Genomic DNA, 14,363 nt, shown 5'->3' with positions numbered 1-14,363 from the left:
CCTCTAGTACAGTACTTCAAATACATCAACCGTCTGGGTTTTACCTTTCACAGTCAATGTCCCAACCTCTCGAAACGAAAAGCAATCTTTCGCTGCCTCATAGACATTGCGATTGACTAAAATCTGTCCCCCCTTCGCAACCGACTGCAAGCGAGAGGCAACATTCACTTCATCGCCGATCGCCGTATAGTCCATATGCTGCGGAGAACCAATATTGCCAACAATCACGCGCCCTGAACTAATGCCAATCCCCGTCAGAAAATGCTTCTGAATCCAATCAATCGGGATTGTCCGAATTCTTTGCTGCATTGCGATCGCGCTTTTGATCGCACAAGCCTCATGATGACTCACTTCAAAAGGCGCACCAAACAACGCCACAATCATGTCGCCCACAAATTTATTGACCGTGCCTTGGTGAGTAAAAATCTCATCCACCATATGCGTAAAGTAAGTGTTGAGATATTCCACCATCTCAGTTGGCGGCAACTGTTCGCATTGCTGAGTAAAATTGCGAATATCCGAGAATAAAACGCTGATTTGTCGATACTCTGGAACCAGCGAAAAGCTCCCACTCGCATCGAGAATCGCTTGCACAAGCTGCGTGGGCACATAGCGCTCAAGATTACTTTTGACTCGTTCTTGATGCAATCGTTGCTTGTGCAAAAGCGCATTCTCTAGAGCGGATGCAGCTTGCGACGCTAACGTATTAAGTAACTTTAAATCGGCTGCGGTGTACGTAATCGCTTGTTCGCTGCCGAGCATCATCACCCCGATCGTGCGATCGCTCACCTTCAAAGGAGCCGCAATCAAGGCATGGAGCTTCGATTCTTCTGGATTACACCTTGCATCTGAGTAAACCTCATTGACGATATCGCTTTTTTGATGTTCTAGAACTGCTTCTAAGATTCCATCCTGCAATTGAGTCGGTGAATTTCCAAACGCGGTAATGACCTCTAACTCAGCCGCTTTCAGGAGCATCACAGCCCCACAATCACTTTGAATCGATCGCTTCGCTTCACTGAGCACTAAAGCTGCAACCGCTTCGACTTCTAAATTTGCAGTCATTTTTTCAGAAAGATTGTGGAGCAGAGTTACTTCTTTATAGCGATCGAGCGTTTCCTGAGCCAACGTTTTTTTCTCAATCTCTCGGGCAGCAATGTAGCTCAGAACCGATGCAAAAGTTGCTTCACCAATCACATAGCCGATCAGTTCTCCATCGACCTGAATCGGATATTTCGATGATTCAGTCGGCGTGCCCCAAATTGTCTGCCCTTCACGATCTTGAATTGAAACTGAAGTTGCACTGAGCGCTTGAAGACGAGCCAGAATCTCCTTAACCTCAGATTTAGCAACGAGTCGTTTCAAGCGAATGGGAACCATGATGTTCTGCAACTAATAAAAACACAGCGTTTTGTAACCCTTCAGCTTGTGAAAGATCCTGCGCCCTATCTGAGTGTTCCCAAAATTTGACGCTGGCAATGACCATATCCGGTTGGGTAGATGCAACTTTCTTGAGTAATTCTGCATCGTTCGTTGCTTCAACTGCGGTAAAGCCTTTCGAGCGAAGAATATCCACAAGAATCTTCGAGGTCGTTTCATTCTCATCGACTACCAGAATTTTGCGCGGGGATCTCCCTTGAGCGATTAACGATTCGACTTCTTGGCAAAGCACTTCTAAGTTGATGGGTTTCGTGAGATGGCGATCGATTCCCAACGAATGACAGCGTTCAGGCGCATCGACGATCGACAAAATAATCAAGGGAATTCCCATCGTCTGAGGATGATGTCGCAAGACCGCAGCCACATCAAACCCGTTCATTTCAGGCATCATCACATCCAGAATGATCAAATGAGGAAGCGATTCCTTCGCCATCTGAATCGCTTCTTTGCCATCTCTAGCTTCTTCGACCTGATAGCCTTCTGTTTCTAACTGTTGGCGCAGCAGCGCACGAATCGGAGCTTCATCATCCACGATCAAAATCCGTTTTTGCGTTGCATTGACCTCACTACCCTGCTGTAATTGCTGAATCAATGCACTGAAATCAATTTCTCTGATGTGAGTCGGAGAAGCAGAACTCGGCAAGCTAAATGAGAACGTACTGCCTTTGCCAATTTCACTCTCGACCCAGATCTGTCCATCATGATGCTCGATAATTTGCTTACAGATCGGCAACCCTAACCCGGTTCCCGTTGGCTTATCGGTCAGCGTATCCCCCACTTGCTTAAACTTCTCAAAGACTTTAGGCTGATCTTCAGGACTGATGCCAATGCCCGAATCTGTAATACTCACCACAATCGTGTCGCCTTGCCGAGCAACTTTACACGTAATATCGCCGCTGTCGGTAAATTTGATCGCGTTCGAGAGCAGATTGATCACAACCTGGATTAAGCGATCGCGATCGCCAACCAATTGCGGCAAATGTGGATCAAATTGTTCTACTAAGGTGAGATTCTTCGCTTGCAGTAAGGCAGACGTTGCCGCGATCGCACGTTCTACAACTTCGGTAATCTGAAGTGGCTCAGATTTCCAGTCCACTTTACCGGCTTCCATTTTGGCAATGTCGAGCACATCGTTGATCAACGCGGTTAATCGCATCCCTTCAGACACGATGATGTCGATATTGTCATTGACCTGACGTGCCGCTCGCTGCATTTTCTTATCCGTCGTATCCAGTGAGGGGAAAACAACCTCCTCTAGCTTTTTCTTAATGAGTTTGGCAAAGCCTAAAACTGAAGTCAGCGGTGTTCTCAGTTCATGAGAAACCGTTGAAATAAAGTCGGTTTTCATCTGATCGACTTCTTTCTCAGCCGTAATATCATGAACTAAAACAACTGTTCCGATTTTAGTGCCTGTTCCATCCAGAATCGATGTAGCAACTGCTTTACCAATACTGCCTTGAGCAATTTCAACTTCAGTCACCAGGGTTTCTTGATTTTGCGATCGCTCGATCAGGTTCACTAAATCTTGCTTAAACAGGGCTTGAACTGACTTGCCATTAAGAGATTGTTCTTCTAAACCAAAGAGCTTTAGCAGTGCCGGATTGTAGCAAGTAATGCTGCCTTCGGTATCACTCACGAGTAATCCATCTGCTAAGTTGTCTAAAATGGTTCCTAGATAGGCTAGAGTCGATTGAAGTTGCTGACTGGTTGCTTGTAATTGATTGTTTAGTGCCGTTTCTTGCTCAGCCCGATCGCGAATCTCTTCCCAATGCTTCAACTGGGTCAGTGCCGTGATCATGACCACCACAAGCAGCCCTGCCATGACGATCGTTAGCGTATTCAGCGCATTTAATTGCTCTTCTAGGTTCTCGCGTGGAATGACTAATGCGACTGACCAATTCGCACGCCGAATCGGCATATAAGCAACATAAACTGACTTTTGATCGAGTGTAACCAGTTCAACGCCTTGCTTGCGAGCAGTCATCGAACGTGCGATCGCGGCAAGGGTTGGATCAGCATTCTGGGTCAGACTCGTTAACCCTTCCGTAAACGCTGAGTTAGGATGAGCGATCGCGACGCCTTGAGCATCGAGCGCAAACGCATAGCTCCCTTTCCCAAGCTGAGTCGCCGAAATCGCTCTAGTCACTTCAGCAATAGGAATGTTTCCGGCAAGAATGCCCATGACTTTCGGCTGCTCGTCTACGGGTAGATTGTAAAAGGATAAGCTTTTCGATCGCAGTTCTGCTCGATCTTTGTCCGTTTCTTTCACGAGCGGAATTGACCAAATTGGCACAGCGATATTAATTTGCCGTTTGCCTGTAGTACGGGAAATAATCAGATCCGAGACATTCGATTGCCCTTGGATGGATTTTTGGAAGTATTCGCGATCTCTCAAGTTCTTTCCAGTTGCAAATCCACCGCGTGTGGTAGCATACGTGCCATCCGTATTGACTAAGATAAACATCCAGAAGTCAGCTAGCCGATCTTGTTCTAGCTGTAAGAACGGCTCTGCAATCTCCCAATTCATCGATCGGACTTCGACGCTATTCGACATTGACTCGACTTCGCCTAAGCGCCGATTCAGCCAAGAATCAATCTCTAATCCCGCAGATTGCACTTTCAGTAATGCATTTTCTTTGAGTGTGCTGAGAATAATACCCCGCACAATCCAATAGCTCGTAAACGCAGTCACTCCCACAGCAGCGATAAAGCTACCATGTAGTAGTAAAGATACGATTTTACGACGAGTCATTGATTTCATAGGATTCCTCTGGCAGGTTATTTAGCGAATAGGGCAACCGTGAACTTTCGAGCAGCAACAAACAGCAGAAATACTCCCAAACAGAACATCCCGGCTAAGTTCAAGTGAGCAGGTGCATAGAAAAACTGATCAGCCGAAAAGATAAAGAGTAGCGTGATCACCGAAAAAGGCATTGACATCGCCAGCATTGCTGTTGCAAAGCCTAAGTCAAAGAATTGTTCAGCTTGTGCCGGGTATAGTTCATTAATTTTGGTGGTATGTAACAATGCCCAGAGGCTACAAGATGCTTGCGGAAGTGCCACATACAAAGCTGTTGCTTCGATCGAAGTGGGTTGCAGCACCACGATCGCGCAGCTACTCAGTAGAAATCCTACGCCTGCTCGCCCAAGCAAAATCGCCAAGATTTTACTTGCTTCTAGTAACTTCAATTTCAACGAGATCCCCACATACATCAGAATGAGAGGAGTTGAGCAAAGCGCAATTTTCTGAATTGTCTCGACTAAAACACTGGGAAGTGTTCCTGCATTTAGCCCCAACGTTGCCAAAACCATCCCCAATACGATCGCAATATTCACAGGTTCAGTCAGTAAAAATTTTCCTAGTTCAACCCATTGAATTTTGCTATTTTGCTGTTGCGATCGAGCGACCCATAAGTAAGCCAGAATATACAAGCCAATCAGCACAAAAATCTTATTCCCCATATCTGCCAACGCTGCCCAAGCAAGCCCTTGTCGCCCGACAAACTGCTCAATAAAGGGATAAACGGTAAGACCCGGCGCAAGCGATGGAAACATCAGGATTAAAGCTCTCGCCTGCGCCGCATTCTTCCGGTCTAGTACTAACGGCGTAAACAGAATGCCGAGAATTAAGAGATAGAAGTTAACACAGAGCGCAAACGCAGGAAGTAAAACTAAATTTAGGCTCGTGTTGATCTCAATGGTCGATAGAAAGATAGTTGCAGGGAGCGCAGCACTTAAGATGAATGTGCGTAAAACTGCGGTGGAATTCGGTGCAGAAAATTTCGGTTTGAGCAGATAGCCAATGCCGATGAGCAATAGAAGGGAGACAACTTTTTCGAGGATTAAGGGGTTCATGCGCGGGTAGCTCTCTGCACGTTTCCTTAGTACCCAAAAATCACCTCAAGAACGACATCTCCGCAATAATTCGGTCGTCCTTGAAAAACTCAGAAGCCTATCTTCGTGACTTTCCACATCATCAACCGATTATTGAGAGATGATCTTCATTGCTATCTAGCTTAATTAGAAATATTTGCAATTATTTACAATATAGGAATCAAAAAAATGTCGAGGTAAAGGTTTTATCTTTTACTTACCAATTTCTTTATGGCTCAGTATTGATATTAATTCTTAGTAAGTGGTAGGGTCGCTATTGACCTTAGTTCCCAATAAAGTGGAGCAAGTTATCTAGTGTGAGTTGAGTGATGTCTAATATTGTTCGAGGTTTGGCAGGGCTTTCAGGCTTGGCACTGTCTGTTTTTTTAATGCAAACAGGAGAGGCTGCTGCTTCCGAAGTGCGATCAGTAGATGAGAATTTACTAGGAGAAAGTACATTAAAGCAGGTTACTTCCGTTTCCCAATTATCCGATGTGCGTCCGACTGACTGGGCATTTCAGGCGCTTCAGTCTCTAGTAGAACGATACGGATGTATCGCAGGCTATCCTGATCGAACCTATCGCGGCAATCGCGCCCTAACCCGCTATGAATTTGCAGCAGGATTAAATGCCTGTCTCGATCGTGTCAATGAGTTAATCGCAGCAGCAACAGCAGACCTCGTTAAAAAAGAAGATCTAGCAGCATTGCAAAAGCTACAAGAAGAGTTTGCTGCAGAACTTGCTACCTTACGAGGTCGAGTGGATTCACTTGAAGCTCGAACCACGACATTAGAAAAACAGCAATTCTCCACGACGACAAAGCTCCGTGGAGAAGTCATCTTCTCAGGTGCGAGTGTTTTTGGGGATGAAAGAGCAGGTGGCGGCGCTTTGAGCGATAATCCGACCTTCTCTTATCGGGCACGATTGAATTTTGAGAGTAGCTTTACAGGCAAAGATCAACTGCGCGTCAGATTACAAGGTCGCAACGTTATTCCTCTCAGCGGCAGTGCGACTGGAACCAATATGACGCGGCTTTCTTATGATGGAGATAGTAGCGGACAGGTTGGAGTTGATGACTTGTACTACCGTTTCCCGTTGGGAGATAACACTCGGGTTTGGCTGATCGCGAATGCTTATGGCTCGGAAAATATCGCGAATCCATTGAATCCATTTTTGCAAAGTGATGGCAGTGGTGCTTTATCGCGGTTCGGTCGTTATAGTCCCATCTATCGAGCCGTAGATGGACCCGGTGTTGCTTTAGAACATAAATTTGGCAATACCGCTACGCTCTCGCTTGCTTATCGTGCCCGAAATGCAAGTTCTCCTGAAGAGAAAGCAGGACTATTTGATGGCAATCATAGCGCTCTAGCCCAGTTGATCTTGAGTCCTAGCAGAAACTTGAGTGTTGGTTTAACCTACGCGCGCGCTTACTACTCGGGGACAGCTGTAGATACAACTGGTAGTACAGGCAGCGCCTTTGCTCAAAGACCCTTCGGCAATACGGCAACGCTGACAAATTCTTATGGCGCGATCGCAAGTTTTCGAGTCAGCCCACAGTTTAATATCTCTGGTTGGGTTGGATTGACCAATGCAGAAGCAAAGGCTGGGGTGAACCGAGGTGCAGATGCAGACATTTTCAATTGGTCAGTGGCTCTAGCATTTCCTGACTTAGGCAAAAAAGGAAATTTAGGCGGCATCATTGTGGGAATGCCACCGAAAGCAACGAGTAATGATGTCGCAACTCGCGAAGACCGTGATACTTCTCTGCATCTAGAAGCGCTTTACCGTTATCAAGTCTCCGATAAGATTTCGATCACACCTGGTTTAATTGTGATCTTGAATCCTGAGCATAATCGGAACAATGATACGCAATATGTGGGAGTCGTCAGAACGACGTTCTCTTTCTAGATCTTTATTCTTTTCTTCACACCTTCGACTCTCCAGAGCAATCCGGAGAGTTTTTTTGTGAGGGAGCCGAACTTGAAAGCATGTACCGATATCGATCGAGCTTGTCACTTTCATCCCAAATTGACTGGTCATCATCTCAAGGACTTTTCATACCATCGATCGATGATTGAGAGGCGGAAATCGCTTGCAAGCCTGTGACCAATCGTTGAATTCCTTCGATCGCGGTTTCCTTCTCTAATGCTCCATAGCCAACTCGGAGATAACATCCCTCTTTCAGCCCAAACGTGAATCCTGGCAAGACTGCGACCTGATGATCTCGAATCAATTGCCGGACTAACTCCATCGCATCTAAATCAGTCTGCACTTTCAGCAAAAAGTAGAATGCTCCCTCTGCTTTTGGCACAGTACACAGATGCGGAATGGTTTCTAATTTTGCCAAAACAATTTCTCGGACTTGGGCGATCGCGCTTAACTTTTCCTGACAATACGTTCTCCCCGCTTGCAATGCTCCCACCGCTGCAAACTGAGACACCACCGCCGGACAAATCACATTCGTATCCTGAATTTTTTGCACGGATTCCAACAAAAATTTCGGAATCACCATATACCCAATCCGCCAACTCGCAAATCCATAAGCCTTCGACAGACTGAAGAGCGAAATTGTATGGTTAGCACTTTCAGCAATGCTGCCTGCTGAAAAATGTTCAACCCCATAAGTGAAATATTCGTAAGCCTCATCTGTAATGTGAAAGCAATTGTGTTGGCGACAGATCTGATTCACTTCTCGCAAGGCTGATTCAGGATAAACTACTCCAGTCGGATTATTCGGTGAAATCGTCACGACTGCGCGCGTTCGCTGCGTCATTGCTGCCCGAATCAAATCAGGTTGGATTTGATAATGGTCATCCGTCGGTACAAGAACGGCTCGACAGCTTGCCAGATCGATCGCCATTTCATGATTAAAGTAAAACGGCGTTTGCAAAATGATCTCATCTCCTGGATCGGCGATCGCCAAAACCACATTCAAAAACGCCATATTGCTGCCAGCAGTCACGACAATTTCGCGATCGCTTAAATCAATTCGATTTTCTGTAGTTAACTTCTGAGCGATCGCGGATTTCAATTCTGGAATTCCTTCTACCGCTTGATACTTGTGATTTGCAGGGTCAGCGAGAAAATTTGTAATTTGTGCGATCGCCTGACCAGGAGGCGGATAATTTACGACACCTTGCCCTAAGGAAATCGTTCCGGGGGTTTGCCGAATCAACTCTCCTACGATCGGAATAATTGGCGACTGCACCGCTCTCATCCGCATCGAATCCTGCATCTTTCAATCTCTCCCTCTGCAAATCCAAAATTCAAACTTTCAAAATCCAAAATCCTTCTCTAACTCTGGCACAATGTTCTGTACTCATTTACTCGAATGAAGCAACATGATTTCTACGCTACAAACCGCGCTCACCAACCGCCACGCACTCAAAATCATCAGTGGCTTAAACAACTTTGATGCCAATAACGTCGCCTCGGTGATCAAAGCTGCCGATCTCGGTGGTGCGACCTTCGTTGATATCGCTGCCGATGCAACCTTGATCCGTATGGCAAAACAACTGACCGATCTGCCAATCTGCGTCTCTGCGGTCGAACCTGAAGCTTTCACAATGGCAGTCGAAGCAGGCGCAGATTTAATTGAAATCGGTAACTTCGATAGCTTCTACGCTCAAGGTCGCCGCTTTGAAGCTGAAGAAGTTTTAGCCTTGACTCACGCGACTCGCGCGCTCTTGCCGAACATCATGTTATCGGTCACGGTTCCCCACATCTTGCCGCTTGACCAGCAAGTTGAACTGGCAGAACAGTTAGTCAAAGCAGGCGCAGACGTGATCCAAACCGAAGGCGGCACTTCTTCGAGTCCCGAACACGCGGGCGCCTTAGGCTTAATCGAGAAGGCTGCTCCAACCTTGGCAGCGGCTTACGAAATCTCTAGAGCCGTAAGCGTTCCCGTTCTCTGTGCATCGGGTCTTTCTAGCGTCACTGCGCCTCTCGCGATCGCGGCTGGAGCTTCTGGAATCGGAGTCGGCAGTGCCATTCACAAACTCAACGATGAACTAGCAATGATCGCTGTGGTTCGTTCGTTAGTCGAATCTCTGACCCGCGCATCCGTCAACGTTTAAAAACAAAAAACCGGAACGGCTTAAACCTGTTCCGGTTCTCATCTTTGAGCAACTGATTTCAGCAACTTAGAGCAATCGGAAAATAAACGGGTAGCGATACGCTTCATCTGGCTTGGCAATGCAATGGAGCAACGCCACGATCGTTAATCCCCAGTGCAGTAAGAATCCGAATGCAATCACCGGAAAGAACAGCAATCCACCTAATCCGAAGGTAATAAATGAGAGGAATGCGATCGGTGTACCAATGACGATCGCCCAGAACCAAACATTCAAGTGAAAATTCATCGATTCTTTTGCGTTGGCTTTCACCACTGGATCATCTGAAAGCAAATTGATCGCAAACGGTACACCAAACGAAAACAGAGTGGTACTAAAGAAAATTGAGCCGTGACTGAGGCAGGATAACAAGCGGCGCTTATCGGGATTAAAAGTGGTTTGCATCCTGGATTTCTCCTATATTGCTTTCGATTTACAGGTTGATCTTATCGTTTTGTATCTTGCCTGTAGTAGTGAAGCTTACCGCACTTCTAACGGTTCCCGCCTTTTCCTTTAGGCATATTAATTTCAGACTAAACGGAACTCTCACGAGAACGGTTAGCCGAAATCCTCGATCGATTTCAGACCGATTAAACGCCTCGTTGCGGCTGCGATGGATTTTGTGCATTCAAAATGAGCTGATATCGTCGCAAAATCGACTGGCTATAAGCTGCAATACTCGGATATCGATGCCCCGCATAATATTGCGTCTTAGTTGAGGTATATTTCTCCGGTTTCCCGCTGTACCACCAAGCGGCAACACGTTGAATCGCGATCGCAACATTTCCACGACTTGCCACAATTGACTTCTGCCAGTACTGATTTAGCTTAAAATCCACGATCGCGATTTGCAATTCAGGGCTTGCCAAAAAGTCTTTTCTTGACACAGAAAAGCCCAACGCTTCTTTCGACCATTGCGGCAAATTTTCTGGCATGACTTGAGCATATCCCAACGCACCAGAATGTCGATTAACCGCTTGGAAATTTGCACCACTTTCCTGCCCAATAATTGCTTGGCGGATCAGCATAACCTCTGGTGCAATCTGCGTTTGAGGTTTAATTTCTAAACTGATGAACGTCGAAAATGAATCAACAATATCTGCCGCATAAACAGGCGAGTTTGTAACAAGTGGAGATGCGATCGCAAAAACAAGAATACTCGTAATCTCAGGCAAACAAAATCGGGTAAAAAAGCTCTTCGCTTGAAAATTCAGACTCATTCAGGTAAAGAAGAAACGAACTCAAAAAGTCTACAGGTATCTGTGTCTTTTGTTGAATATGATTGAAATTTCTGATGCGTTCGATCGAGGAAAACAGAATAAAAAATCGTTTTTATAAGAGATTTTCATAAAAAAAGCTGGATGTCTTAGACATCCAGCCCTCCCAATTCACATGAAAAAGAATTAGACCGCAGCAGCCGTTTTGTTCGTTACTGCATTCAATTCGCCTTTCTTGTATTTAACAGCAAACAATTCCATCGGTTGCTGTTTGATTTTGCTCGCTTGACCTGCTGCACCAAATTGGTTGTAACGGTCAGCACAAACTTTTTGCATGTACTTGATCGACGGTTTCAAGAAGTGGCGGGGGTCAAACTCTTTCGCGTTTGATGCCAAAGCTTCACGAACCGCAGCAGTGATTGCCAAACGGTTGTCGGTATCGATGTTGACTTTACGAACACCCGACTTGATGCCTTTTTGAATTTCTTCAACAGGAACACCATAGGTTTCAGGAATCGCACCGCCATATTGGTTGATCAACGCGATCAAATCTTCAGGAACCGAAGAAGATCCGTGCATCACCAAGTGAGTGTTCGGCAAACGACGGTGAATTTCTTCAATCCGGCTGATTGCCAAGATTTCACCCGTCGGCTTGCGAGTGAACTTGTAAGCACCGTGGCTGGTTCCAATTGCAACTGCCAAAGCGTCTACTTGAGTCCGCTCAACGAAGTCAACCGCTTCATCGGGATCGGTCAACAGCATCGAGTGATCCAATTCACCTTCAAACCCGTGACCATCTTCCGCTTCACCTTTTCCGGTTTCGAGCGATCCGAGACAGCCCAACTCACCTTCGACCGAAGCGCCGATCGCATGAGCGACCTTCACCACTTCCGAAGTCACAGCCACGTTGTATTCATAGCTCGAAGGAGTCTTCGCATCTGCTTCCAAAGAACCGTCCATCATGACGCTGGTGAAGTTATTCTTCAGCGCCGTGTAGCAAGTTGCAGGCTCATTTCCATGATCTTGGTGCATCGCGATCGGAAGATGAGGATAGGTTTCAACTGCCGCCAAAATCAAGTGGCGGAGGAAATTTTCACCAGCGTAGTTCCGTGCACCACGCGAAGCTTGCAGAATGACCGGGCTATCGGTTTCATGGGCAGCAAACATGATCGATTGGATCTGCTCCATGTTGTTGACGTTAAATGCAGGGATGCCGTAACCGTTTTCAGCCGCGTGATCCAGCAACAGCCGCATCGGGACAAGCGCCATATCGAATTCTCCTGGTTATCTCAGCAAGGTCTGTTTTCACAAACTTAATTGTTACGATAATCTTAAGGCAATTTTTGCCTCTGTAGTCGTCGAATTTCCAGGTTTGTTAGGTAAAAATAGCTATTAAATATTCTGATAGGTTTTAGAAGCATTAATAAGTCGGGATCAAAACGCGATCGCAAAAGTCGATTCAAACCTCCACATTCGCGTTTTGACGCTCAGTAGATTCAATGCGGTGGCATGATCACGCGACGAGCCAAACCAAGCGATTGCAACGCTCGAATCGCCCACCAGGTCATATCAATCTCCCACCATTTCCGTCCAGCTTTCGCGACATTCGGCTGAGCGTGGTGGTTATTGTGCCATCCTTCGCCATAGGTCAGCAGCGCTGCCCACCAGAGATTTCGCGAATTATCCTCAATCTCATAGGTCTTGTACCCAAACACATGGGTTACGGAATTAATGAACCAAGTGCTATGCCACAGCAAGACTGCCCGCAGCACAAATCCATAAATCACAAATGACCATCCCCCCAACCAGTAGAGAAACAGCACCACTGGGATTTGCAGCATCAAGAAATTGGGCGTGCGATCGAGCCAGCGATATAAGGGCTCTTTGTCGAGATCGGGGGCAAACTTTCTGTAGGAGTTGTAATCAAAAAACTTTTGTCGGGGATAAAGCACCCAGAGCATATGGCTCCACCAGAAGCCGCGTTGTGCGGAATACGGGTCGTTATCCACATCTTCCGTATGCAAATGGTGCATCCGATGTCCCGCAACCCAGAAGATTGGGCCGCCTTGCATTGCCAAGGTTCCAATAATAGTCAACACGTATTCCAAAGGCTTGGGAACTTGTAAGCTCCGATGCGTCAGCAATCGGTGATAGCCCAAACAAATCCCAATACTGCCAAACAACCAATGCAACAAGAGCATCACGCCTAGCGCTTTCCAGGAAAAACAGAACGGAGCCAGCAGCGCTAGAGCATGAAATGCCCCAAAGAAAAAAACGTTCGTCCACTCCAATTTCAGGGCTGGTTCAGAGTTGACTTGAACAGAATTAGAAGTCATGAAAATCCCTTACTAACATTGACTCTCGATCGACCAACATTGAGGACGACCGAATTCGTATCACCCAACTTACGACAAATCCGTTAAAGTTGAGAAACGCAATTGCAAGTAACACTTACATTTTTAGACTAGCAACGACTGAATTTAAATGCAAGTGCCACTTGCATATTTATTTCTAAAGACATGCCTACCCCACGCAACTCGACCCGGGAACGCCTCATCCAAGCCGCCTTAGAGTTATTCACGGCGAACGGTATTACCGACACTACTACCAAACAAATCGCTGAATTAGCCGACGTAAATGAAGTGACTCTGTTTCGGCATTTTGGCAACAAACATGGGCTGTTACTGGCTGCGATCGAAGAAGCGGCGGTTTTTACTCAACTCGGTCAAACGCTGGTAGAACGGGCAGATCAAGCTGATTATATCGACCAAGCGCTGAAAGAATATGCGATCGCCTGTTTGGAAGCGCTGGAGCAGGTTCCAGAAATGGTGCGATCAGTGGTGGGTGAAGCGGGACAATACCCGACCGAAAATCGAGAGGCTTTAGGGCGGGGTCTGACCCAAGCCAATCGCTATGTGGCGGAATATTTCGATCGCGTGATTCATCGCCGCCAAATGCAGCCTAATTTATCGTCTGAAAGTCTTGCAAGTCTTCTAAATGGCATGCTGTTAGGCTATGCAGTGATCGAATTCACCAGCGAATTTCACGAGCTTTGGCAGAGTCGCGACGATTTTTTAACGAATCTTGTAACTTTATTTCTACAAGGAGCGATTCAGCCGACCCAGGTTGAATCTTTAGACGTTCGTGATTTGCCAGCGGACACGGTTCATCTCATTTTGCAACGCGCAAAAAAGCAAGGTGTTCAGGATTATGCGATCGCTTATGTTTTATTCGGTGCAGGCTTAAGTGCGCGAGAACTCACTGAATTGACGCGATCGGATTACCACGTCAAGCAAATTCAAGTTTCGACGCGCCAAGTTCCGTTAAATCAATGGATATTAGAAAAACGCTACGGTTCTCATACGAAAAATCCGCTGACTCAATGGCTCAAAACTCGTAAAGATGCGCTTCCTGCCATGTTTCTAGCGAGTGAGAATCAGCCCATTACCGAAGCTGATATTCTGCAACGTTGGGCTGATTGGACTGAGGGAATTCCGAATGAACCAGGGATCGAACAAGCCTATCAAACTTGGTGTGTTGATCTCTTAATTCGAGGAATTACGATCGCAGATCTGAAGATTTTGACGCAACAAACCGAAGCGCAACTTCAGCCATTTGTCGATCGAGCACGAGAGAAATTAGCAATTGAACAAGCAATCAGACTTGATCAGCCACCTCGGTCAATTGCTAAATAGATGAAAACAATCTTTACTAATCTTTGT

The 14,363-nt window shown here is 46.3% G+C and carries 11 protein-coding genes; 3 read left to right on the top strand and 8 right to left on the bottom strand.

What is annotated here, in order from left to right; genetic code table 11:
* Positions 1 to 3 precede the first annotated feature (3 nt).
* The 3 genes from LEPBO_RS0106485 to LEPBO_RS0106475 are packed head-to-tail and all read right to left on the bottom strand — an operon-like array spanning position 4 to position 5,295.
* Positions 4 to 1,380, bottom strand: coding sequence for an adenylate/guanylate cyclase domain-containing protein (locus LEPBO_RS0106485; protein ID WP_017286731.1), 1,377 nt, complete (start codon positions 1,378 to 1,380; stop codon positions 4 to 6).
* Complete coding sequence (locus tag LEPBO_RS39800) at positions 1,346 to 4,201, bottom strand: ATP-binding protein (protein ID WP_017286730.1); 2,856 nt, start codon at positions 4,199 to 4,201, stop codon at positions 1,346 to 1,348. The genes LEPBO_RS0106485 and LEPBO_RS39800 overlap by 35 nt, the downstream gene beginning before the upstream one ends.
* Positions 4,202 to 4,218: 17 nt before the next feature.
* Positions 4,219 to 5,295, bottom strand: coding sequence for an AEC family transporter (locus tag LEPBO_RS0106475; RefSeq protein WP_017286729.1), 1,077 nt, complete (start codon positions 5,293 to 5,295; stop codon positions 4,219 to 4,221).
* Between the two features lie 347 nt (positions 5,296 to 5,642).
* Here LEPBO_RS0106475 and LEPBO_RS0106470 point away from each other — a divergent pair, with 347 nt between their 5' ends.
* Positions 5,643 to 7,220 carry an iron uptake porin gene (locus LEPBO_RS0106470; RefSeq protein WP_017286728.1) on the top strand — a complete coding sequence of 526 codons (1,578 nt, stop codon included), beginning with the start codon at positions 5,643 to 5,645 and terminating at the stop codon, positions 7,218 to 7,220.
* A gap of 136 nt (positions 7,221 to 7,356) precedes the next feature.
* Here LEPBO_RS0106470 and LEPBO_RS0106465 read toward each other — a convergent pair whose 3' ends face one another.
* Positions 7,357 to 8,547 (bottom strand): pyridoxal phosphate-dependent aminotransferase, encoded by a 1,191-nt coding sequence (locus LEPBO_RS0106465; protein WP_017286727.1) that lies wholly within the window; start codon positions 8,545 to 8,547, stop codon positions 7,357 to 7,359.
* Positions 8,548 to 8,653: 106 nt separating this feature from the next.
* Here LEPBO_RS0106465 and LEPBO_RS0106460 point away from each other — a divergent pair, with 106 nt between their 5' ends.
* Complete coding sequence (locus LEPBO_RS0106460; RefSeq protein WP_017286726.1) at positions 8,654 to 9,388, top strand: DUF561 domain-containing protein; 735 nt, start codon at positions 8,654 to 8,656, stop codon at positions 9,386 to 9,388.
* 66 nt (positions 9,389 to 9,454) lie between these two features.
* Here the strand turns inward: LEPBO_RS0106460 and LEPBO_RS0106455 are convergent, their stop codons facing one another.
* The 4 genes from LEPBO_RS0106455 to LEPBO_RS0106440 all read right to left on the bottom strand — a co-directional run bounded on the left by LEPBO_RS0106455 (position 9,455) and on the right by LEPBO_RS0106440 (position 12,977).
* Positions 9,455 to 9,829: a DUF4870 domain-containing protein gene (locus tag LEPBO_RS0106455; RefSeq protein WP_017286725.1), complete on the bottom strand. Its 375-nt coding sequence runs from the start codon at positions 9,827 to 9,829 to the stop codon at positions 9,455 to 9,457.
* Positions 9,830 to 10,014: 185 nt separating this feature from the next.
* Positions 10,015 to 10,644: a lysozyme family protein gene (locus tag LEPBO_RS0106450; protein ID WP_017286724.1), complete on the bottom strand. Its 630-nt coding sequence runs from the start codon at positions 10,642 to 10,644 to the stop codon at positions 10,015 to 10,017.
* Positions 10,645 to 10,827: 183 nt separating this feature from the next.
* Positions 10,828 to 11,910, bottom strand: coding sequence for a class II fructose-bisphosphate aldolase (gene fba / locus LEPBO_RS0106445; protein WP_017286723.1), 1,083 nt, complete (start codon positions 11,908 to 11,910; stop codon positions 10,828 to 10,830).
* A gap of 227 nt (positions 11,911 to 12,137) precedes the next feature.
* Positions 12,138 to 12,977 (bottom strand): acyl-CoA desaturase, encoded by an 840-nt coding sequence (locus LEPBO_RS0106440; RefSeq protein WP_017286722.1) that lies wholly within the window; start codon positions 12,975 to 12,977, stop codon positions 12,138 to 12,140.
* 183 nt (positions 12,978 to 13,160) lie between these two features.
* Here LEPBO_RS0106440 and LEPBO_RS0106435 point away from each other — a divergent pair, with 183 nt between their 5' ends.
* On the top strand, positions 13,161 to 14,336 hold the full coding sequence (locus LEPBO_RS0106435) for a TetR/AcrR family transcriptional regulator (RefSeq protein ID WP_017286721.1): 1,176 nt from the start codon (positions 13,161 to 13,163) through the stop codon (positions 14,334 to 14,336).
* Positions 14,337 to 14,363: the final 27 nt, after the last annotated feature.

It is taken from the genome of Leptolyngbya boryana PCC 6306 (assembly GCF_000353285.1).
In the GTDB taxonomy this organism is placed as follows: domain Bacteria; phylum Cyanobacteriota; class Cyanobacteriia; order Leptolyngbyales; family Leptolyngbyaceae; genus Leptolyngbya; species Leptolyngbya boryana.
Note: the sequence above shows the minus strand (reverse complement) of the source record. Positions and strands in the feature narration are given on the sequence as shown.